Annotated in this window: 23 protein-coding genes, 1 pseudogene and 1 riboswitch; of the genes and pseudogenes, 12 read left to right on the top strand and 12 right to left on the bottom strand. The window is 44.1% G+C overall.

Annotated elements, in window-relative coordinates:
- Positions 1-154: 154 nt before the first annotated feature.
- A complete protein-coding gene (locus D1970_RS12180) occupies positions 155-514 on the bottom strand; it encodes a YlbF/YmcA family competence regulator (RefSeq protein ID WP_119113143.1) in 360 nt (119 codons plus the stop codon).
- Between the two features lie 170 nt (positions 515-684).
- On the opposite strand from D1970_RS12180, the gene D1970_RS12185 reads away from it, so the two are divergent.
- From D1970_RS12185 to D1970_RS12205, 5 genes are read left to right on the top strand one after another with little or no spacing between them, the layout of a single operon-like run.
- Positions 685-1,800, top strand: coding sequence for a YheC/YheD family endospore coat-associated protein (locus D1970_RS12185; RefSeq protein WP_181213298.1), 1,116 nt, complete (start codon positions 685-687; stop codon positions 1,798-1,800).
- Positions 1,801-1,805: 5 nt separating this feature from the next.
- On the top strand, positions 1,806-2,912 hold the full coding sequence (locus D1970_RS12190) for a YheC/YheD family endospore coat-associated protein (RefSeq protein WP_119113145.1): 1,107 nt from the start codon (positions 1,806-1,808) through the stop codon (positions 2,910-2,912).
- On the top strand, positions 2,884-4,245 hold the full coding sequence (locus D1970_RS12195; RefSeq protein WP_119113146.1) for a YheC/YheD family endospore coat-associated protein: 1,362 nt from the start codon (positions 2,884-2,886) through the stop codon (positions 4,243-4,245). The genes D1970_RS12190 and D1970_RS12195 overlap by 29 nt, the downstream gene beginning before the upstream one ends.
- A complete protein-coding gene (locus tag D1970_RS12200) occupies positions 4,242-5,429 on the top strand; it encodes a YheC/YheD family endospore coat-associated protein (RefSeq protein ID WP_119113147.1) in 1,188 nt (395 codons plus the stop codon). Before D1970_RS12195 ends, D1970_RS12200 begins: the two co-directional genes overlap by 4 nt.
- A gap of 60 nt (positions 5,430-5,489) precedes the next feature.
- Positions 5,490-5,702 (top strand): YheE family protein, encoded by a 213-nt coding sequence (locus tag D1970_RS12205; protein ID WP_119113148.1) that lies wholly within the window; start codon positions 5,490-5,492, stop codon positions 5,700-5,702.
- A 37-nt stretch (positions 5,703-5,739) separates the two neighbouring features.
- Here D1970_RS12205 and D1970_RS12210 read toward each other — a convergent pair whose 3' ends face one another.
- Entirely contained in the window at positions 5,740-6,000 is a 261-nt protein-coding gene (locus D1970_RS12210) for a metal-sensitive transcriptional regulator (RefSeq protein ID WP_119113149.1), read from the bottom strand.
- 172 nt (positions 6,001-6,172) lie between these two features.
- Between D1970_RS12210 and D1970_RS12215 the strand changes: the two genes are divergently transcribed.
- Positions 6,173-7,072, top strand: a complete 900-nt coding sequence (locus D1970_RS12215; protein ID WP_119113150.1) for a PucR family transcriptional regulator — start codon at positions 6,173-6,175, stop codon at positions 7,070-7,072.
- 111 nt (positions 7,073-7,183) lie between these two features.
- On the top strand, positions 7,184-8,284 hold the full coding sequence (gene msmX / locus D1970_RS12220) for an oligosaccharide ABC transporter ATP-binding protein MsmX (protein WP_119113151.1): 1,101 nt from the start codon (positions 7,184-7,186) through the stop codon (positions 8,282-8,284).
- 84 nt (positions 8,285-8,368) lie between these two features.
- On the opposite strand, the gene D1970_RS12225 is transcribed toward msmX, so the two are convergent.
- Positions 8,369-8,611 carry a hypothetical protein gene (locus D1970_RS12225; protein WP_119113152.1) on the bottom strand — a complete coding sequence of 81 codons (243 nt, stop codon included), beginning with the start codon at positions 8,609-8,611 and terminating at the stop codon, positions 8,369-8,371.
- A 288-nt stretch (positions 8,612-8,899) separates the two neighbouring features.
- On the opposite strand from D1970_RS12225, the gene D1970_RS12230 reads away from it, so the two are divergent.
- Positions 8,900-9,106, top strand: coding sequence for an alpha/beta-type small acid-soluble spore protein (locus D1970_RS12230; protein WP_119113153.1), 207 nt, complete (start codon positions 8,900-8,902; stop codon positions 9,104-9,106).
- A gap of 50 nt (positions 9,107-9,156) precedes the next feature.
- Here D1970_RS12230 and fumC read toward each other — a convergent pair whose 3' ends face one another.
- From fumC to iadA, 3 genes are all read right to left on the bottom strand, one after another.
- Entirely contained in the window at positions 9,157-10,536 is a 1,380-nt protein-coding gene (gene fumC, locus D1970_RS12235; RefSeq protein ID WP_119113154.1) for a class II fumarate hydratase, read from the bottom strand.
- Between the two features lie 164 nt (positions 10,537-10,700).
- On the bottom strand, positions 10,701-11,585 hold the full coding sequence (locus tag D1970_RS12240) for a DUF4097 family beta strand repeat-containing protein (RefSeq protein ID WP_246370142.1): 885 nt from the start codon (positions 11,583-11,585) through the stop codon (positions 10,701-10,703).
- A 471-nt stretch (positions 11,586-12,056) separates the two neighbouring features.
- A complete protein-coding gene (gene iadA / locus D1970_RS12245; RefSeq protein ID WP_119113156.1) occupies positions 12,057-13,235 on the bottom strand; it encodes a beta-aspartyl-peptidase in 1,179 nt (392 codons plus the stop codon).
- A gap of 173 nt (positions 13,236-13,408) precedes the next feature.
- On the opposite strand from iadA, the gene D1970_RS12250 reads away from it, so the two are divergent.
- Entirely contained in the window at positions 13,409-13,732 is a 324-nt protein-coding gene (locus D1970_RS12250) for an HPr family phosphocarrier protein (protein ID WP_119113157.1), read from the top strand.
- Positions 13,733-13,915: 183 nt separating this feature from the next.
- Here the strand turns inward: D1970_RS12250 and D1970_RS23420 are convergent.
- A pseudogene (locus D1970_RS23420) lies at positions 13,916-14,421 on the bottom strand (transglycosylase domain-containing protein).
- A 240-nt stretch (positions 14,422-14,661) separates the two neighbouring features.
- Here D1970_RS23420 and D1970_RS12260 point away from each other — a divergent pair.
- A complete protein-coding gene (locus D1970_RS12260) occupies positions 14,662-15,186 on the top strand; it encodes a universal stress protein (RefSeq protein ID WP_181213299.1) in 525 nt (174 codons plus the stop codon).
- 709 nt (positions 15,187-15,895) lie between these two features.
- Here D1970_RS12260 and D1970_RS12265 read toward each other — a convergent pair.
- From D1970_RS12265 to thiT, 5 genes are all read right to left on the bottom strand, one after another.
- On the bottom strand, positions 15,896-16,348 hold the full coding sequence (locus D1970_RS12265) for a helix-turn-helix transcriptional regulator (RefSeq protein ID WP_119113159.1): 453 nt from the start codon (positions 16,346-16,348) through the stop codon (positions 15,896-15,898).
- A 245-nt stretch (positions 16,349-16,593) separates the two neighbouring features.
- Complete coding sequence (locus D1970_RS12270) at positions 16,594-16,749, bottom strand: FeoB-associated Cys-rich membrane protein (RefSeq protein ID WP_119113216.1); 156 nt, start codon at positions 16,747-16,749, stop codon at positions 16,594-16,596.
- Positions 16,750-16,780: 31 nt separating this feature from the next.
- Positions 16,781-18,787, bottom strand: coding sequence for a ferrous iron transport protein B (gene feoB / locus D1970_RS12275; protein WP_119113160.1), 2,007 nt, complete (start codon positions 18,785-18,787; stop codon positions 16,781-16,783).
- Positions 18,788-19,036, bottom strand: coding sequence for a FeoA family protein (locus tag D1970_RS12280; protein WP_246370146.1), 249 nt, complete (start codon positions 19,034-19,036; stop codon positions 18,788-18,790).
- Between the two features lie 197 nt (positions 19,037-19,233).
- Positions 19,234-19,803 (bottom strand): energy-coupled thiamine transporter ThiT, encoded by a 570-nt coding sequence (gene thiT / locus D1970_RS12285; protein WP_119113161.1) that lies wholly within the window; start codon positions 19,801-19,803, stop codon positions 19,234-19,236.
- Between the two features lie 90 nt (positions 19,804-19,893).
- Positions 19,894-20,001, bottom strand: a riboswitch (TPP riboswitch).
- Positions 20,002-20,214: 213 nt separating this feature from the next.
- Here thiT and D1970_RS12295 point away from each other — a divergent pair.
- Both D1970_RS12295 and D1970_RS12300 read left to right on the top strand, forming a co-directional pair.
- Complete coding sequence (locus D1970_RS12295) at positions 20,215-21,096, top strand: cation diffusion facilitator family transporter (RefSeq protein ID WP_119113163.1); 882 nt, start codon at positions 20,215-20,217, stop codon at positions 21,094-21,096.
- 162 nt (positions 21,097-21,258) lie between these two features.
- Entirely contained in the window at positions 21,259-22,410 is a 1,152-nt protein-coding gene (locus D1970_RS12300) for a histidine kinase N-terminal domain-containing protein (protein ID WP_119113164.1), read from the top strand.
- The last annotated feature ends 41 nt before the right edge of the window (positions 22,411-22,451 follow it).

Here is a 22,451-nt window from a genome sequence, read left to right on the forward strand (position 1 = left end):
AGCCTTAGGGGGTGAAAAAGGGACATTTTGATTTTTCACTGCCGGGCACTGCTTCCGTTTCCTCGCTAAAAAATGATCGGTAGTGGTACGGTGTCCGTGAAGTTTTTCCTTTCCATAGAAAAACTCCCGGAGAAATATCCGGGAGCCAGCTCTTTTATTTTTGTTGGTCGGGATTTCCGTAAAGCTCTTCAAGCGGTTTCATGATGATCTGATTAAGTTCAGCGATTACTTTGCTTAAATGCTGTTCAGCCTGCATCAGTTTGGAAATTTTCGGATGCTGCTGAACAAGCGCGACCATTTGCTGTGCCTGCCCTACTTCCTGTTCGGATATTTCCTGGCCCATCATTTGTTTTTGCTGAAGCTGCATTTGCAGGTTTCGGAAGTTTTCAAATGTCTCACGTGCAGTAGGATCATTGTTTACTTCATCAAAAAGCCGTTTTAAACCGGTAAATTCACCGCTTTCACGGATTGCTTTTCCCATTTCATTTGCAGAATCATAAAGATTGACTGGCATTTTCACCGCTCCTTTTCCATTTCGGAATTCCACTAAACTATATCAGACTATGCCCAGAAATGCGAGAAGATGAATATCCTGCCCAAATTGCACCCTGAATCCGTCCAAAACATAGGATACGGTATCAGCCTATCTGGCTTAAATTAATTCTATAAAAATGAGGAATGAACATGGTTCCTGAATCCCTCGGCAGCAGCCAGGATGCTGCCCCTATCATTGCTGTCCTTGTCCATGCAAAGGAATGCAATGATTCCGGACCGGACTTTGGTAGCATTCATACCTTTTGCAGAGAAATGTTCATTCATGCACGGCAATCCGGTCTTTTACTCTATATCTTTACGTTAAAAGGGATAACCGACCAAGGGGTCCATGGATATTTCCTAGAGGAAGACATGTGGGTAAAAAAATTCTTTCCGTTTCCACACGTTGTCTATAACCGGCTCCATTCCCGCCGTGCAGAAACAGGGAAAAGATTCTCCGAATTTATGAAGCTTGCTGAAAAAGCAAATATCCAGGTTTTCAACAACCGTTTTTTAAACAAATGGGAAGTCCACCAATTCCTGAGCTCAGAGCAAAAGCTTTCTACACATCTCCCTGAAACCTGTCTTTTCAGCCGGACGAATCTTGAAAAAATGCTGCCCTGCAAAAATTCAGTCTTTATAAAACCCATTCATGGAAGCCAGGGAAGAAAGATTATTAAGTTAGTATACGAAGATGGCATTTACAGAGCAGATTTCTCTGCTTTTCCCGGAGAAAGCAAGATGGTATTCACCAGTTTGGAGGAAGTCTTTGAGAGAATTTCCCTATGCCTGGGGAAACAGCATTATATCATCCAGCAAGGCATTCCGCTGCTGACGCTGAATGGGAGGACCACTGATTTCCGTGTACTCTGCCATCGCGGAAAGAATCTTTCCTGGGGTGTTACTTCGACTGTCGCAAGGCTGTCGGAAAAAGGCCATTTTGTAGCCAACCTTGCTCGCGGCGGAGAATCAATCCGTCCCATGAAAGCACTCTTCCCTTTATTCGGCATAGAAAAAGCAAAAGAAATCGCAGCGCATCTGAACGCCCTCGCCACACATGCAGCAGAATGTGTTTCAGCCAAGGCTCCCGGTCTCACTGGAGAACTCGGTGTCGATATCGGGGCAGATATTGCGGGAGATTTATGGATTATAGAAGTCAATAGTAAACCGTCAAAGGATTTTGAAGTACATGCAACGAAAGTCAGGCCTTCGGCAAAAGCCATTATTGAATGCAGCCAGGGCTTATTTCATAACCAACCGAGGTGATAAACATGAATGCTTTTGGTATCCTTTCCCTTAACCCGGGCAGTGAAATGCATTATTTTACGGAAATTGCAGTACGTGCAGCAAAGTACGGAATGGAATGTTTCAGGTTTATCCCCTCTGGCATTGACCCTGTCACCCACCAGGTAACAGGGGAAAAATACGAACACCACCAACAGCGTTGGACACAGGCACAGTTTCCCCTTCCAAACATCCTGTATGACCGCTGCCTTTATGGGGATGACAATCATTCAAGGCGATGTATGTCAATCATGAAGTGGCTGAAAAGCAGGGAAGATCTCCTTTTCCTTGGCCATGGACTGCCTGGGAAATGGGTGCTTTATAAAGTCCTGGCAGCTTCAGCCCTGGCGCCATACGTACCTGAAACAAAACAGGCGCATACTGTTTATTCCGTTCTGTCCTTTTTATCCTCAAAAAAGAAAATTATCCTTAAGCCCGTCTTCGGCCATGCTGGCTCTGGCATCGTCTGCCTGGAGGAGGAAGGTGAAACGATCACCGTTTGCGCAGAAACAAGGGAGAGACTTCTGAAATCCATATTTCCTGACCGGAACACTGCAGAAAATTGGATAGAAAAGCACATTATTTCCAGGCCCTATCTCATGCAGGAATTCCTTGTGCTGACTGACAGACAAAACCGCCCAATGGACATCAGGATTTTTCTTCAGAAAGATGAAAATGGATCTTGGAAGGAACGCGGGCGTGGTATCAGGGCGGGGCAGGCAAACAGGATTCTCTCTAATTTGGCAGCGGGAGGAAGCATTGAAGAATACAGTTCCTGGGAAGCGGGATTGCCGCCTGTTTCCAGAGAGTTTATATCGGCTGAATTGGAAGGATTAACGTCAGCCCTTCCCACCATCCTTGAATCACACTTTCTTCCTTTATTCGAGATTGGAATCGATATCGGGATCGCAGCAGATTCGGCGCTTTGGATCCTCGATGTGAATTCAAAGCCAGGCAGAAAAGTGCTTGAAGAAACCAGTCCTGAGATCAAAGACCTTCTTTACTCGGCTCCGCTTGCCTACGGCATACTTCTGGCCGAACAGAGCCAGGGAAAGGAGAACTATAATGAAAAAACGCTATCAAATCGAGGTTAATATAAACGCCAAGCTGAAAGTTTTTTGTCCGAGAATTCTGCTGCGTGAAAAACAGGTGACCCGGATAGCCTTCGGTAACAAAATGGCTGATGTGGACATCCAGGCCTATGATGGCAATCGGATCATGATTCCTGCCTGTATTTGCGACATGCTTCATTTTCCGGATAACGCTTCAAATCTTTACGCCCTCATTGACGACCATACTTTGTTTATTGGACCTTTGATTGGAATACTTACATCGGGGTTTACCCCTTTTGCGACTCGCCCGGTCGGTGAGAGATCGTCATTTTTTTACAGGCTTCTCTCTTCAAGCAAAGAAGCCGGAGCCTTTACTTATGTTTTCGGTAAGGAGCATATTGATTGGGACAAAGGGATAATCAGAGGCTATACAGTAATAGATTCGGAGTGGATCAAAATGGAAGTTCCTTTTCCGAATGTTATCTATGACCGGCTCCCCAACCGAAGAGCGGAGCTTGATCACGCCAACCGAGAGGTAAAGCAGCGCTTTGAGTCGGATTACCTTGTCCCTTTTTATAATCCTGGTTTTTTCAGCAAGCTAGATGTATTCGAAAGACTTCAGCAGGATGAGAGTGTATCTTCCCACCTGCCAGAAACCCATCCATTCTCATCTTTTTCTGTTATCGAGAGGATGCTTGCTGTCTATGGGCATGTGTATGTCAAGCCGATTAATGGGAGCCTTGGTAACGGCGTACACCAAATCATCTATAGCAAGCGGGAGGGCTTTTACTTTTGCCGGTATCGCGACCGAGAAGGTCATAACAAGCTATTAAAGTTTGACAGCCTTGAAGGTCTGATGGAAAAAATATTTGAAAAACGGAATCTTTCAAGCATGATTGTCCAGCAGGGAATAAGGATGCTCCGGCTTGACTCCCGGCTCGTCGATTTCCGGGTTCATACGAACAAAGATGGTGATGGTCGTTGGCAGATCGCTGCCATTGCAGCAAAGATCGGGGGCACTGGCAGTGCGACTACACATGTCAATAACGGCGGCGAAGTAAAGACCTTGACGGAACTGTTCGAAGCTCCGGAAGACCGGTTGAGGTATGAACAGCTGCTTTCGGCTGCTGCACTCAACTTAAGCAATTCGCTTGAAGAACAGATGACAGGCTTTATCGGGGAAATTGGATTTGACTTTGGAATCGACAGGGAGGATAAAGTCTGGCTGTTTGAAGCAAATTCGAAACCGGGCAGATCTATATTCAAGCATCCCGAATTGAAGGAATTCGATATCCTCACAAGAAAGCTGTCTCTCGCCTATGGTGTATACCTTGCTGAAAAAGCGATTTTACATCCAGAGGAATTATTTACATGAAGATATATTATGATCCCTGGCAGGAGCGCTGGTTCCATCAGAACAATGAGCATGGAGCTCTTTCATTTGGAGCTGCTTCTTCCAGGCTTCCGTGCGTGAGGCCCTTAAATGAAAGTCGGCTGATCTCATACGAAGTGCTCCTCAACGAAAAAAGCAGGAATGCAGGCCCTATTATTGGTATCATGACAGCTCAAAAAGGTGAAAAAGGCGTTGCCGGGAACTCCTCCCTGTTCATCTCCCTCCAGAAGGAAGCAATCAAAAAAAGTGGACTCTGTGTAGTCTTTTGTCCTGAATCGGTGGAATCCCACCAAATTTCTGGTTATATCTTCCTCCCTGATCCCGAAAAATGGGCCAAGGTAACCACTCCGCTCCCACACGTTGTCTATAACCGCGTCCCTTTCCGTAAAACAGAAGAGACATCTTCGTTTTTAAAAGCTGCAGCGGTCTTCAAAGAGTGGAAAATTCCCTTTTTCAACCCTTCCTTCCTTCATAAGCATGAGCTTTACCAGCTTTTTAAGAAAGATTCCTTTCTTGCCCCGCTGATGCCTGAGACAATCAAGATTGAAAGCATGGAACAGCTTCACGATTTTCTTACTAGTCAGAAGTCGGTTTACTTAAAACCATGCTTGTCCTCACAAGGTAAAGGACTCTACGCTGTCCGGATTGATGGCGGCTTGCTGGAATGGAGCGGTCACCAATCCCGGAAGGAATACCGATCTTTTGAAGAACTATGGGATAATAACAGCAGTCTCCTCCTTGAAAAGGATTATATTGCCCAATCTGAAATTTCGCCTGATCTCCTTGATGGCAAACGCTATGATTTCAGGGTTCATGCACTTGATGGTCCTGAAGGCTACACGGTGACAGGTGTCGGTATCAGACTTTCGCAAACGCAAAACCTGACTACCCATATTCCAAACGGAGGGATTCTTATCCCGTATGAACCGCTTCGAACCAGGCAGCATGACCGCTTTTTCGAAAAAGCAGTCATGGCAGCAGGTGCTTTGATCTCCAAAAATCTAGGTTACTTCGGAGAGTTTTCAATCGATGCCGGATTAACCTCCAGCGGGAACTATGTCATCTATGAAATTAATTCAAAACCGATGTCCTTCGATGAAGAGCATATTGAACAAAAAAGGGTTTCGCTCCTAACAAATTTACTTTTTAGAAAGGCAGGTTTTTGAAGCTTATATTCGCGAGTCACCCCACTGCCCCTGTACAATGGAATCAGGAGGGGATGGCGCATGCTGACACATTTTCAATACAAACCGTTGTTTGAAAACAAGGAGTTACCTGGCTGGAGATTTTCATTTTACTTTAGGAAGGAAAGGTATGCAGGAGTCTATCATCCGGATGGAAAAATAGAATGGGTCACTGCAGCTCCGCCTGAAAAAGCGGAAGATCAGGTAACAGGACAGATCCATGAACTGATGCTGTTCCATGTATATGATAAGTAAGACAGCAAAAAAAAGACGCCCTGTTGTATAGGGCGTCCTATCTGCTTTTAACAATCATATTTACTGCTTCCTGGATGGCATCCTCTGCATTCCTACCTTCTTCAGTCGCTTCTCTTATACATGTTTCCAAATTTTTTGCCACGATATATCCCATCGCCCTGTCAACAGCCGAGCGTACCGCAGACAGCTGTGTAACAACATCCTTACAATGATTTTCTTCTTCCATCATGCGAATAACGCCTCTAACCTGTCCTTCCAGCCGTTTCAAACGGTTCTTCATTTCCGGTGTGTAATCCACTCTGAAAACACCTCTTTCTGTCAGATAAATCAATAATGTATATCATATACTGTAATCGCATTCCGATACCCGCCGAAAGATAAACCAGCTCGGGTCGTATCCTGACAATCTTTACTGATATAATAATAAAAGAAATCGGACTACATATCAAATTATAAAAGAGGGTACGACCATGCTGAAGCAACTCCAAAACTACTTTCAAAATACATTGATCTCAAACGATCTGCCCTATCCTCGTCCAACAGACTTCTTCTGGTTCAGGGAACATGGAAAAATCGAATGGATTGGAATTCCAAAAAGGGAACTGCAGCAAGGACAGCTTGACCTTTTAAAAGGCTTGTTCGAAATGGCCGAGCCTGAAAATATGTCTATCCTTTCCGGCAAAGCCAAAGAATGGCGTGACTATCTCTTACTGGACGGACCCCTGCCTGTCGAGCCAGCAGAAAGCGTACGTTTCATCCAGTTCCAAACAAGCGGGGCCATTACCGGCAGCGGGGAGTTCAGTGAAGCCTTGCAAGAGTTTTTTCTTGGCTCAACAATCATCTGGATTGACCCCCGAAATGGCATCATTGCCGAAACTGGCAAGGCCCCATTATATGACGAGGATGAAATATTCTCGATTGCCCGCACTCTTGAAAGCGATTTTTATATAAAAACCTTCTTTTATATAGGAAAGACCCGCCATGCTTATCTTCCCTTAAAAGAATTATTCATGCAGGAAAGGGAGATGTTTGCGGAGTCACTCACCTTAATTCCTGGCGAGCGAGTCTTTATGCTGGAGAAAATCATCCCGTCTTCTATTGCCGCGCATTTGCCCCAGAATCTGAATAGCCTGATCAAGGCAGATATTGCGCCTGTTTTAGAAGAAGACCCTGAACTGTTGGATACACTGCTCGTGTTCCTTAAGTGCGGATCAAATGTCTCTCTTGCCGCGAAACAGCTATACATCCACAGGAACACCCTCCAGTATCGCCTTGAAAAATTCTCTGAGCGGACAGGGATCAATCTCAAGGACTTCCACAGCAGCATCACTGTCTACCTTGCATGCCTTCATGGTTTCAGGTCAAATTGACAGCAAAGTGCATGAAAACAGGCTGGAATCTTTGTGCACTTTGCCGGTGTGATTTTAAGGCTGCTTCTGTAAACTAAGGATTGTAAACGAATCCACTAAGGAGAGATGAACGTGGCTGAATTAAAACTTGAGCAGATTTATAAAATTTATGATAATAACGTAACAGCTGTCAGTGATTTTAACCTTCACATCGAAGATAAAGAATTCATCGTATTCGTCGGACCTTCGGGCTGCGGAAAATCCACTACCCTTCGAATGATTGCTGGTCTTGAAGAAATATCCAAAGGTGATTTTTATATTGATGGAAAACGCGTCAACGATGTTCCTCCAAAAGATCGGGATATCGCCATGGTTTTCCAAAACTACGCCCTTTACCCACATATGTCTGTCTATGACAATATGGCATTCGGCCTAAAGCTTCGGAAGTTTCCGAAGGATGAAATCGACCGCCGAGTGAAGGAAGCGGCCAAAATTCTTGGCTTGGAAGCCTACCTTGACCGGAAACCAAAAGCATTGTCCGGAGGTCAGCGGCAGCGTGTCGCGCTCGGCCGTGCCATCGTCCGCGATGCAAAGGTCTTCCTGATGGACGAGCCGTTATCAAACCTTGATGCTAAGCTCCGTGTCCAGATGCGGGCAGAAATCGCCAAGCTTCACCGCCGCCTGAACACTACAACTATATATGTAACGCATGACCAGACTGAAGCGATGACAATGGCGACCCGCCTTGTTGTCATGAAGGATGGTATAATTCAACAGGTTGGCGCGCCAAAAGATGTATATGAAAATCCTGAGAATGTATTTGTCGGCGGCTTCATCGGCTCTCCGTCCATGAACTTCCTAAGCGGTAAGCTGGTTGACGGCCAATTCGTCACAGGAGAAACTTCCATTGCGGTGCCCGAAGGAAAAATGAAGGTTCTTCGCAGCCAAGGCTATATCGGTAAAAACATCACCCTCGGTATCAGGCCAGAGGATCTGCACGACGAGCCGCTTTTCATCGAAGCTTCCAAAGGAACTTCCGTTAAGATGCATGTCGATGTGGCAGAACTGCTCGGCGCTGAAACAATGGTATACTCCTCCATTGAAGGGCAGGATATTGTGGCACGCATCGATTCACGCACAGACATCCAGCCTGGCGAAGACATTGAGCTTGCTTTCGATATGAACAAAGCTCATTTCTTCGATGCCGAAACAGAATTAAGAATCCGTCAATAATAAAACTCACGAATCCAGCCGCACTCTTAAGAGTGCGGCTGGATTTTTTCCTTAGCCTATGCCATCTGCCCTTTCGCAAAAACGTCATTCTTTTATAAGCATAATCCTGCCTGCCCTGCACTCAGAGCAAACAAATAAATGCGGGCATTCTCCATCCTGCATGTCCTTCGGATAGCCATCCTCCAGCTTCATCATATCAATTGGCATATAAGGACTGTAATCATCATAATACTCTGCTTCGCGTCCATTATCCTCCATTCCCGAACCGCAATCAGGACAGTTAGGGTGTACCTCTCTAAAACCGTTGCAAAGCGGACACATTCCCATTTAATCCACCCTTTCTTTGCTGCATAACCCTATTGTTTGTCAAGATCATGAGGTTATGTAGCTGATCTGTTGCATAGGTATTAATTCCCTGATTCTACGGCAGTATAAACAGTGAAAAAACAACCATAATACTTAGTACAGCAGCAATCCCTTGCTAAAGCTGAATCCCCCCTAAGGACCTGAACTTTACGATTCGGGCCAGGCAGGCTGCTATTGTCATTGCCAGATTGGTTCAATTCCAAGCTGGCCCTAAACCACAACAAGTTAAACACAAAGGAGGAAAAACTAATGGCTAGAAGCAACAACTCTAATCAATTATTGGTTCCTGGTGTTGAAGCAGCTCTTGATCAAATGAAATATGAAATTGCTCAGGAATTCGGAGTTAACCTTGGAGCAGAAACTACTTCCCGCGCAAACGGATCTGTTGGGGGAGAAATCACAAAGCGTCTTGTAAGCATGGCTCAACAGCAGCTTGGCGGCGGATTTCAGCGCTAATTAACTAAATGAGAAATGGCAAAGCCCCCTTTTATCAAGGGGGCTTTTTATTAAATCATTTTTTCTGGTTTTACCCATTGTTCATACTGTTCTCCACTTAAATGTCCTGACCTTACAGCCGCTTCTTTCAATGTCAGGCTCTCCCGAAAAGCATGCTTTGCAATTTCCGCGGCCTTTTCATACCCAATATGCGGATTCAAGGCAGTTACAAGCATCAATGATGTTTCAAGATTCTTATCGATGACTACCCTGTTTGCTTTTATCCCAACCGCACAATTATTATTAAAAGATTCCATGCCATCTGCAAGCAGATTGACACTTTGAAGAAAATTATAGATGATGACAGGTTTAAACACATTGAGTTCAAAGTTCCCCTGGCTTGCTGCAAAGCCGATCGTTGCATCATTGCCAAACACCTGGCAGCTTATCATGGTAAGCGCCTCGCTTTGTGTCGGGTTTACTTTTCCTGGCATGATGGAACTTCCAGGCTCATTTTCTGGGATGGTTATTTCTCCGATTCCACTTCTTGGCCCACTCGCAAGCCAACGGACGTCATTTGCAATTTTCATCAGGTCAGCCGCTAGTGCCTTCAAAGCGCCATGGACATGCACAAGCTCATCGTGAGAAGTCAGGGCGTGGAATTTATTAGCAGAACTATAAAACTCCATTTGAGTAAGAGTGGAAAGTTCCTCGGCCATAAGCACTCCAAATTCCTTGCCGGCGTTGATACCAGTGCCAACCGCGGTACCGCCGATAGCTAGGTCACTGAGATGCGCTGCCGCTTCGGTAATCATGCTTTTATCTTTTTCGAGCATTGCCTTCCAGCCGCTCACTTCCTGGCCGAGAGTCAGCGGAGTGGCATCCTGAAGATGAGTTCTTCCGATTTTTATAACATCATGGTACTCTCGTTCTTTTTCTGTAAGCGTTGTCTTTAAATTGTTAAGTGATGGCAGAAGTTTGCTGTTCAGTACTTTTGCAGCAGCAAGATGCATGGCGGTTGGAAATGTATCATTCGAACTTTGCGACATATTGACGTCATCATTAGGGTGAACAGTTTCCGTTCCCCCTGCAGCTTTCAAAATTTCATTGGCCCTTCGAGCAACAACTTCGTTGACGTTCATGTTCGACTGTGTACCGCTCCCTGTCTGCCAGACTACCAGCGGAAAATGGTCGTCGAACCGGCCTGCAATTAATTCGTCGCATGCCTGGCATATTGCATCTTTTTTCGTTTCCGGCAATTTGCCAAGCCTAGAATTCACTGATGCTGCAGCCTTTTTAATCTGTGCGAAAGCCAGAATCACTTCCACCGGCATTTTTTCACCGCCGATTTTAAAATTGTCCTTGCTCCTTTGTGTCTGTGCTCCCCAGTATTTATCAGAAGGTACCCTGACCTCCCCCAGCGTATCTCTTTCCAACCGGTACTCTGCCATGACATTTCCTCCTGTATGGTACTTCCTGATTATTCATTCTCTTCTAGCATAATATTTTTCTTCAGAAAATCACAGTAAGAAGATTTAATATAATACAAAAAGCCGGCGCTTTACTTGATGCGCTGGCTTTTATGCTGGTTTACCAGACACCCGGAACCTGCCGGCTATCTGATTGCCAAGTCCCCTGATGTAGTTTTAACTTTTAAGGCATTGGCACCATTTCCGATGATGCCTTTAGCAAAATTCTTTCCTTTGTCCTTATACATCACATCCTGCAATTCTATAGACGGTTTACCGGAGTCTCCCTGAAAATCTATTTTTAATGATTCCGGATTCTTTTCGAAGGCCATCTCGACATCCCCGCTTGTCGTACCAATATCGAGCTCCTTAAATTCAGAACTTTGTTTCATTTTTACTGTCCCGGAAGTGATGTGTATCTTACCGTTCTCGCAATTCAGTGCTTCAGTTTCAACATTCCCGCTAGTCGAATCGATTGAGAAAAACTTTACTGAATTGCGGGTCAATTTAACATCTCCACTAGTAGTATGAATCGACAAAGCATCTTCTGTTTCTATTTCTCTGATATTCTGCTCACCAGAAGTTGTCTTGGATTTAAAATTGTGGGCAGAAATGTTTTCGACCTCAATATTTCCCGAAGTTGTTGACACCGCTAACTCACGATAGACCTTTTTAGGTACAGTAACGTGAATATTTATATCCTTTTCACTCCCAAATTTAATCCCAACAGTATTTTCATTTGTTAAATACTTGATATTTAATACGCTGCCATTTTCTTTCGTTTTCAAACGGTATTTACCTTTTAGTTTTTTGTCGATCATCCCAGTCGCTCTCACAGTAATTGTGTCAGCCGTATCCGGCACGATTTTCACATTGGCTGATGAGGTTTGGACGCTCAATGCATCAATATTCGCTGCCTCAGACACGACTTCTTCATTTACCTCGGCCTTTGCAAATTCTGTATGATAATATGGTTTGCCCAGGACATACACAGCAGTTATTATAAGGACCAAACTCGCTGCAAAAATCATTTTCTTCACCTATTTTCCCCCTTGCCGAAATTTTGTAGATAATATGAGTTGAATTGCTGAACTTTACTTTTTTCGTGTGGTTTCTAGCTTGAGGAAAAAGGAGATGGACATTAGTCAAATTTACAGAGATGGTTTACTTTATCAGAAAGCTCTGTCAAGCAATCAGAGAGAATAACACCGATGAAAAATAGAAAAAAGCCAGCCTTCAATTGGATAAGCCGGCCTTTTTCTGTATTTTAGTTCAAACTTATTTAGCAATTGCATACCCAATGAAATAACCAAGGACCATTATGCTTGCTATTGCAAGCGTTACTGAGAACTGCTCCATTGTCCAGCCCTCCTTAATGTTAAGGTTGTTTATCATAAAATTAACATATTAAAGAGCGGCTTCTCTGATGGAATTCTTACTTTTTTGTGACGAAAATATGAATAATAGTGATAATCCTCATACTAGTTAAATTTAACACGAAGCTATTGTCCTTCAAACGTACCTTTCACAACCGCTTTTCCTGCTTCGACCATAACCCGGCCCTTTGCCAGTACGGTTTCGATTTCAAGCTTGTTTTTATCTAGAAGGACGATGTCCGCATCCTTTCCCGCTTTGATTGCTCCTTTTTCAGAGAGCTTAAGGATATGGGCAGGGTTTTCCGTAATCACCTTTAAGGCTATTTCGAGCGGAATATTTTCAAGTATGACAGAATCCCTTACCTCTTTGTATAGAGAGGACACCTTTCCGATTTTCACCCCTCTTAGCTCCCCGGAGGCATCAAAATCCGGGAGGCTTCCCTGGGCATCCGAGGAAAAAGTGATCATTGAAATGTCCACCCCAGCCTCGAGCATAAGGCGGAGTGCGATGCTGCACTTAACCTCGCCTTCTTCGAGGAATCTCGGAATTGTGCTTGTCGTAAAATCAACAAAACCGCCTTTTTTTGCATAGGCAATCCCTTGCTGGAATAAGTGGGAGTTTCTGTTGATATGCGTAGGATAAAACTGCCTGATTGGTAAATCCGTATTTTCAAGAACTTCCTCAAGCACTTTCAAGCCAGCTTTGCTGTCGCCCACATGGATATTCACAATACCAGCTTTTCCTGACAGAAGTCCGCCTAGTCTTGCTGCAGCGGAAATCTTTGCAATATCAAGATATTCAGGCTGTGAAGAACGATGGTCTGCTATCGCAATTTCCCCGGCGCCGATAATTTTATCTATCAAGATAATGTCGTCTTCGATTCTTCCTGTCAGCGTCCTCAAATTAACTTGATACGAACCTGTGTGGACGAAACAAGTAATTCCCTCCTCTTCAAGCGCCCTAGCCTTGGCAACGAGTGCGCTCATTGTTCTGGAGGTTCCATCTGTGCCAATGACTCCGACAAGCGTTGTAACACCTGCAAGCGTTGCCTCCGTCAGCATAAGTTCAGGGGTTCTTGTTTTGAAGTTGCCTTCCCCTCCCCCTCCGATAATATGGACATGCGCATCAATAAAACCCGGTACCACAAACTTTCCAGTCGCATCAATGACATTGATTTCAACAAACTCTTCTGGGATTCTGATAACGTCTTCTATAAAGGCAATCTTTCCGGCTGCAACCAGGATATCTTTCTTCCCAAGATATTCAGGAGAATACACTTCTCCATTTTTGATTACTGTCAGCATGTCCATTCCTCCATATCATTCGGCTATTCATCCACTATATAGAATGGAAAGGCACATCGGCAAATACCACCTAAAAATTGGGCGCTCCGTTTAGAGAAAATTTTGTTTCGAGATCATTTTTCGGGGTGAATAATAACTAAAACACTAAAGACAAACAAAAAGGAGTCTTAAAAATGAAAGAGATTATGTCATCCAACGTAATCGTCCAAAAGAAATTTTCAATGAAAAAAATGCTTGAAATCCATCAAGTCGCTAAAAAAATCAATGGCACTACTTACCTATACAGCAAGCAAAAAACAGTGGATGCGACCGTACTTCCAAAGCTGGTTTCCTTCCTGCTTACATTCGAACCTCAATCCACGCTTAAAATTATTGTTGAGGGAACAGAGGCTGAGACAAATCTTGAAAAACTGACAACCATGCTGACAAACGACGCTTCTGTCGTCCAGATTGGCAACAAACGCATGCTTCAATCTCCCGGATCTTTTCAGCTTTAACTTTCTTCTAAAAGAGACCTGCCTTCCTGGCAGGTCTCTTTTACCTTCTTTGGTTTTTGCAGACAATTTTCAGGCCGCATCAATAGGATGCGGCCTGATTTATTTTTCTGGAAACCCTTTAGAGACGAAACCTCTCTAATCTTAACCCCCAACTCAATCCATAGGCAGTTCATTTGTTTGCACTTAATCCCCCAAGAAACCATTCCCAAAGTAAATCCGGTTAACATACATTTGAAGAATTTCATCTTTTGAATATTGTTTTTCAATTTTCCTGGCCAGGAAAAATTCGTTTAATTTTCTCTTGTACGTTTTTTCAGCAGTCAATAGTGAATTTTTGGTCAGCTGCTGTGTAATGGTACTGCCGCCTTCCACAATCGATCCGGCTTTCATATTTTTCACAAAAGCTCTGGAAATGCCAAGATAGTCAACCCTCCATGCTGATAAAAGCGATGATCTTCAATCGCAATGACAGCATTCTTGACCTGATCAGGAATTTCATTGATTCCGAGCCCTTCATTCTTATTCGCTGAAATTTTGCTCACCACTTTTTTCTCATGATCATAGATGACTGTCGGCTTGGCCAAATCGTCCTTCAGTTCACTGATATCTGTTCCCTTTTCATAAATATGGAAAAAACTTAAAAAAGCGAGCAAAACTGTTAATACAGACAAAATATGTACCTTGTTCATATGCCCACGATTCCATTTCTCCAAAAGATTTATACTGGTTGAATTTTTGTCCACTGAACACCCCAACCTTTTATGTAATATGTCTGCTATAAGACACTTGCTTTTACCAAAAATTGCGGAAGAATAACATAACCTGAAATTGCTTTTTAAAAATAAGTTTCATTAATTGTACCTGTACGTGATTTTGGCTTGAGACAAATGGGTATGTAACTAAAAAAGGAATGGGAAAGGATGATAGATATGTCTGTCGCCTTCAATAAAGTGATTGTCGCATTTGATAATTCTGATGAGAGCAGGCAAGCATTGAGGCTAGCGAAAGAAATGAAAGTGGCACAGCCTGAAACCCAATTGATTATGGCTCATGTTTCCGAGGAAAAAATAGTTGAAACAGTCACTGAACCTAACGAGGCTGCCATTACCCCTCCCAGCTTTGGGGCATACACCGTGGATGGCCTGCAAGTTCCTCCTATTTCACTGGATAATTCAGTATCGGAAAAATCCACACACGCAAAGGTGGAGAAGAGCACGGATCAGGCCTTTTATAACGCAAGAAAGGAAATGGATACGATGGGAATGAATGTGGATTATCGGCTGCTTGATGGTGTTCCTCCCGCCAGCCTGTGCAAGCTTGCGAGTGAGGAGCAGGCCGACTTGATCATAATTGGACAATCCAGCAAAACAGGAATCAAAAAGCTCTTTACCGGAAGCACCGTCCAAAAGATGGTCGAAAATGCCCCATGCCACGTACTAATAGCAAAACTGTAACAAGAAAAGCGGAAGCGGCCGTTTAGCGACGTATGGACTGGAGTCACCCGATTAAGATATAGGAAACACGAAGAGCGTAGCGATTCGATGTTGACTTATCGTAGAGAGGTGGGCGAAGTCCACTAGACGCTGGGCGCTGGAGCTGGACAATGAAAAGCGGAAGCGGCCGGTTAGCGACGTATGGACTGGAGCACACCGGCACGAGATAAAGGAAAATGAAAAGCGGAAGCGCCTTGCTTAGGGGCGACAAGCATAAGACGAGCCGGCGAGAAGGTCGTTCTTTGACCTTCTTGATGGATTGGCTTATGACTCGAGCCCCTAGGCGCTGCAGCTGGACAACACGAAGAGCGTAGCGATTCGATGTTGACTTATAACGCTACGGGCGCGAATTTTAATCTGGCGAGACCACTCTCCCTATTTTCAAGCCAATATCGGCCTGGATTTCTCTCACAGCGAGTTTTTTTACAAAACCTGCTGCTCAGAGCTTTTTTTCGGCTTTTTTAGGTATTAATCCCCTCCTCAGGGAGGTTATTTTTTGTATATCAACCAATTTTTTAGACATATCAACCATCCACGGCGGGATATCTAGCAACTCCAGAGGGATATCAACCATCTAGCGCAATATATCGACCACACCGCCTGATCTGGTACGATTTCATCGAGTAGCGGGCTAATAAAAAGGAGGGTAGACGCTTGTCCACCCTCCTTTTCATAGATTTGTAAGTTCTTCAAATCGATCCTTGCTTTCTTTAAGATCGAAACTGCTAAAAATGCGGTAGCCTTCTTGGTCAAGTATCCTATAGTGCTGGCTGAGCATATTCTGCTGGAGAAAAAAACCATCCCGCCGCTTGATTTCCCGCCACCATACCTTTCCCCCGAGCGTCTTTTCCTTCCGATAATCAGTCCCATCATGGGCAATCGTCTCAAGCACTTCAAGCGGCTCATCACCAAAGATATGTTGGATCGTTTCCGTTTCCCTGAAAAGAGCACATATAGTGACAACAGCCGGCCAACTGGCAAAATTCCGGCCCTTTTCAATCTGAACTAGTGTTTTCTTGGAAATACCGATCATGTCTGCCATTTTATCCTGCGTGTAACCCATTTCTGCCCGTACCATTCTTACCTTTTCCGAAACCAACGCAACGACTTCATCTCTAGTCATCGTTTACTACTCCTTTTTTTCCTTTTATTGTAACTCTACACGAATATGCTGCGATTTTCAAAGTTTAAAGGAATTGAATCAATTTTTCATCGGAAACTGAGTCAGTATGCAATTTTTATTTTCCAAAAGTGCCCATCCATTTTCCTGATTTCGTATTTTATTTTCCTTTTCTTGAGAGCAACGGCAACATCTTTATTTCCCCATGCAAAAAGGCAGCAAAACACTGCTGCCTTTCTATAAAAAAGCTATTTTCTTTTTTCAGGCCCGCACGCGTTGCTGCTGCAAGAACCCTTTATCGAGCATGCCGCACATTTCCCCTGCTTCGACTTTTTAATGAATTTATAAAAGGCCCAGCCGGCATATCCAAAAATAGCACTGCCGATTATGATATTCGCAATCATTTCTGACACCATTCCTTTCGCATTTGCTTTTTTAAGCCCATCCAGCAAGCTTTCCTCCCTGGTAGACAATGAATGAAAGCAGATAAGCGATCAATAAGGCATAGCCAATAGAAAATGCCGTCCAGCGCCTTGATCCAGTTTCTTTATATATTGTTGCAGCCGTTGCCAGGCACGGAACATACAGCAGGATAAAAACCATAAAGCTGTAAGCAGCAAGCGGTGTGAAATGCTGGGAAAGCAATCCCTGCAGTGTGGCTTCATCCGGAACAAAGTAGATGATGTTCATCGTTGAAATAATTGATTCCTTCGCCAGGAACCCTGTCAACAGGGAGGCGCCTGCCTGCCATGTCCCAAATCCAATCGGGGCAAAAATCGGGGCGAAAATTCCTCCGATCATCGCCAGATAGCTATCGTCCATCGGCACTTTCAGTCCCCCGGGCCCTGCATATGACAGCAGCCAAATCAGAACCGATCCGGCAAAGATGAAAGTTCCGGCCTTTTTGACAAAACCTTTACCCTTTTCCCATGTACTTCTCCACAGAGCCTGAATTTGTGGAACCCTGTATGGAGGAAGCTCGATGACAAACAGTGATGTTTCACCCTTAAGGACTGTAATTGAGAATATTTTTGCAAGTATAAGTGCTACAACTATCCCTAAAACATAAAGGCTTAAGACAATGAGCGCTTTATCTCCTGCAAAGAATGCTCCTGCGAACAAGGCATATACAGGTAGCCGCGCCGAACATGACATCAGCGGCGTCAAAAGAATTGTCAGCAGCCTTTCCTTCGGTGTCTCAATTGTCCTTGCCGCCATAATCCCGGGAACATTGCACCCGAAACCAATCATCATAGGGATGAATGCCTTGCCATTCAGCCCTGCTGCTTCCATCACCCGGTCCATAACCAACGCCACTCGTGCCATATACCCTGAGTCCTCCAGCAAGGAAATGAAAAAGAACAGGATGAATATTTGCGGGACAAATACAAGTACACCGCCCACACCTGCAACAATGCCGTCGAGAATCAATGCATTTATAAACTCTGAGGCGCCCACTGCGGCAAGCCCGGCGGAAATCCAGTCTGTAACAGGCCCGGTAATCACCGCATCAAGCGCGTCTGACAGTGGAAAGCCTAGCCAGTCAAATGTTAGCATAAACATGAGATACATCAATAAAAGGAATAGCGGAATCCCCAGGATTTTATTTGTAGCAATCCTGTCTATCTTTTCAGAGAGCGGCGTCCCGGCCCCCTCTGTCCTTACCATTGAGCGTGCGACAACTGTTTCGATCGCTTCGCTCCGCTTCCGGTACATATATTGTTCCAGTGTTTCTTTTACTCCATCAGTTTTTAATTGCGTCTCTACAAATTCAAGCAGTTCATTAAGTTCTGAACCGCCGATAAAATTCAGTAAAAATTCCCTGACATACTGGTTTCCTTCGAGGAATTGAATGGCGAGCCAGCGGGCAGGAATCTTCGTGCGTCCTGCAAGCTTTTCTTTAAGCGCCGCAGTTGCCTTTTCCACAGCAGGGCCATAATCCACCTCAAAGGCTATATCAGGCTGGCCAGCTTCGGCAGAAATCATTTCAGCCAAAGAGTCACAGCCTTTCCCCGTCCTCGCAACCACCGGCACAACAGGAACACCAAGACAAGCTGAAAGATTACGGCTGTCTATTTTAATTCCCCGGTTGCCGGCAACGTCGACCATGTTCAAACCTATGACAATCGGAGCACCGAATTCCAGCAGCTGGATTGTCAAATGAAGATTTCTTCTAAGCTGGGAAGCATCAAGAATATTCAGCAGCATATCAAACGGTTCGTTTAGGAAAAAAATCGTGACAACTCCTTCATCTTTTGAAAGAGGGTTCAGCGTGTAGACACCTGGAAGGTCAATCAGCTGGTCTCGCTGATTTTTCAGGATTCCCACTTTTTTCTCGACAGTGACTCCGCTCCAGTTGCCCACATATTCATACGATCCAGTTAAATTATTAAATAGCGAGGTTTTCCCTGTATTAGGGTTCCCGATTAATGCAATATCCATCTATACCCTCTCCACTTCAATACGGAAGGCTTCCCTGCGGCGGATACCAACGCATTGACCGCATGATTCGAGCATAACCGGACCGCCAAATGGAAGCACACATTTAATGCATACCTCCGCCCCCTCGGCAATACCAAGATCGAGAAGCCGCCTTCTGACGAACCGGTCTGCTCCTGAAATACTTTTTATCAGCGCTTTTTCACCTTTTTTCATTTCACCAAGCATCGCCATCACCTTTTCTATTGTCATCACAGGCATCAAACCTGGATTCATCCAATTGAGAATGATTATCTTTATTTAATCAAAAATCAGGAATTATTCAAGTGATTTTTATCACATTTCAAGAATTAGTAACAATCTTGCCGGTGAAAATCCATATTCTTGACAAAAAGTGTACACTGGTGATGGAAAATTTACACAAAAAAGAAGGGCGTGTTAACACCCTTCTAAAGCATCCTTTTCGGTATCGCCGACAGGATAAGAATAATTAAAATGATGCATAGGATCATGCTGGGAATCATGTATGAGCCGTTATAAGTCAAGGAGAACCAAGAGGCTGGGATGTTTTTGGGCGCATAAGACCCAAAAAAGATCCATCCGGTGAAGAAGTGGGCGACATATCGCAGCCCTCCTCCGATAAGAACAGCCCAGACAATGAGCTTTTTCAGCCTTTTTCCATCCCCATCCCTAAAAGCAATTTTTATCTGTCCGCTCAATAGCCCGGCAAAGCCGACAACCGTAAACGCAACCAAATAATCGACGATTCCCTGAACCGGATGGTAAATCTTTGGCATCCCGATGGCGAACTGGAGCAGGCCGAACAAAAAGCCTGTGAGCAGACCGCCCTTCAAGCCCCAGCGGATGGCCATCAAGAATACCGGAACCATCGCGATCGATACAGAACCCCCTTGCGGCCAAATCCTTGAAAAAATAAAATTTGATACAAGGTCAAGCAAATACGCGAGTGCCGCGAAGACTGCCATTTCAATTAAAAATAAAGTGCGTTTTCTATCCAATATAATTCCTCCTTCTTGTCAAGAATGAGGATAAGCCTGTCCCCTTTGCAGATGCAAAAAAAAACAATCCGAATAAGGATACGGATTGCTTTCTTATCGTATCCACATTCCTGCGCTAGCATTAACTAACAGGTTCAAAGGGTCTGAACTAAAATCGCTCACTCTCAGCTGCTTCAGGCAGCTCCCCCTGTGGTTTATGAAAGTTTTATCCTACTGAATATACTACTATTATTCAGGGGTGGCAAGGAAAATAATCCGCTGCTGGTGAATGGGAAAACAAAACCAATTGAACGATTAAAACATTTTTGGCCGGGCCCAAAACTCCTTCCCGGGACATACAATTTTGCTGTAGACCCACTAAAGCTCCATTTGGTAGAGTTAAGTTGGCAATGAACAATGGAGGAAAAGTCTATGGATAGAAGTGAACAAATTAAAGCTGGTGAAGTAGGAGCATGGGTAAGCATCTTCGCGTATATCATCCTTGCAGCAGTGAAACTGGCTGTCGGCAAAATCAGCCACTCTGAGGGTCTGTGGGCGGATGGCTTAAATAACTCCACCGATATTATTGCATCCATTGCAGTTCTGATTGGTTTGAAAATATCTCGTAAACCAGCAGACCAAGACCACTTATACGGACACTACAGGGCCGAAGCAGTCGCTTCACTAGTGGCCGCCTTTATTATGGTAACAGTCGGCATTCAGGTTATCATTGGCGGAATTCAGTCCGCTGTAAATCCAAGCCCTGAAACACCACAATGGATCTCAGCATGGGTAGCGTTGGCATGCGCAGCTGCCATGTACGGAGTTTACCGCTACAACTTGGCACTAGGAAATAAAATACAGAGTTCAAGCATTAAAGCAGTCGCTTATGACAACCGTTCTGACGCTTTAGTCAGTATCGGGGCATTTGCCGGAATCGTCGGAACCAAGTCGGGTATCGAATTTCTTGACACATTGGCGGCCATCTTAGTCGGGCTCGTAATCTGCAGGACAGCATGGTCGATTTTCTATGATGCTTCCCACACGCTCACAGATGGTTTTGATACCGATTCAATGAAGAAAATAAAAGAGAAGGTCAGAGACACTGCAGGCGTCCAGGAAGTGACTGATATTAAAGCGAGGATGCATGGCAATCTAGTGCTTGTCGAAGCCACCATTCGTGTTAATCCAAGCCTTAATGTGATCGAAAGCCATGAAATTACCGAGCTGATCGAACAAAAGTTAAAAACAGAATGCAATGTTAGCAGTGCCACTATACATATCGAGCCTTTTCAAACTCTTTCGGAGAATTGACGAGCACGCCGTACGTTAATAAGAATAAAATTTCGTAAGGAAGAACTCTCCTTTTTTGATTCTGATTCTCATTTTTGTATCCTTCTACCTAGTTATTCGACAAAGGATTTTTTTCTTTTTTACAGAATAAGTAACATACAAGGTGAAGTGGGGGAAACAAAAATGGAAGCAGTTGCAAAAAGAAGATTAGTGGAGTTTCTAGAAAGTGAAAAAGATCATTTTTTAGCTGAATGGCATCTTAATATTATTATTGAAGCGGAAGATCCTTTCAAATCGAAGTTCATTGATAATGCAGAAGAAATGTTCCGCATGATTTTAGAGCTTTTCTCTAAGCCCGACAGTGAATTGGAAAAATATATTCAAAAACTCGCTTTTGAGGTAGGAGAAGAACGTGTTCAGGCAAACATCAATATTGGTGATTTTGTTTACAACGTCAACCTTGGCCGTTCAATTATTTATCGAAACTTAAATAAACTCGGAGTCGCATGGGAAGAACTCCAGGATTCAATTGACAGGATCAACTACTGCTTTGACCATTTTCTTTACTATGCCGTCTCTTACTATAATGAGCAAAAGAACAAAATCATCGAGGAGAAAAACCAGTTTATCGACTCGACGCATAAAGATCGGCTTACCCTGCTGGGGCAGATGACCTCCAGCTTCATTCATGAATTCCGAAATCCTTTGACTTCCATACAGGGATTCATCCAGCTTTTGAAATCAGACTATCCCGAAATGAAGTACCTTGAAATCATTTCAAATGAAATTGAGCAGCTGAATTTTCGGATTTCACAATTTCTTCTTCTTTCGAAAAAAGAACTGATTGGCAAGGAAAAAACTTACTTTTCGCTTAACCGGATGATTGATGAGGTTCTCGTCTTCCTATATCCCAGCATCCTTGACACAAAAGTTAAGGTCATCAAGGAAACGCCAAAAGAAATGCAGCTTTTCGGCTACGCCGATGAAATCAGGCAAGTTCTTATCAATATCGTATTCAATGCCATAGATGTGCTGAGCCAGTATCGCGATGATCCTCGAATTGAAATCAAGGGGAAAATGGTGAACGAGACACATATCAAAGTTGAAATTTCAAACAATGGGCCAGCCATTCCTGAAAACTTGCTTAAATCCATCTTCGAGCCATTTGTAACTACAAAGAAGCTCGGCACCGGACTTGGATTGTTTGTTTGCCGGGAAATCATTGAAAAGCATAAGGGGATTTTGGCCTGTACATCCGAGCCGGATAAAACAGAGTTTATCATCCTCCTTCCTGCTGCCAATGATGAGCCGGAAGAAAAACTCCCTCAGCTGTAATACAGCGCGGGAGTTTTTTTATTATACAGCTTACACTGGCG

This window comes from Mesobacillus zeae, from assembly GCF_003570705.1.
In the GTDB taxonomy this organism is placed as follows: Bacteria; Bacillota; Bacilli; order Bacillales; family Cytobacillaceae; genus Mesobacillus_C; species Mesobacillus_C zeae.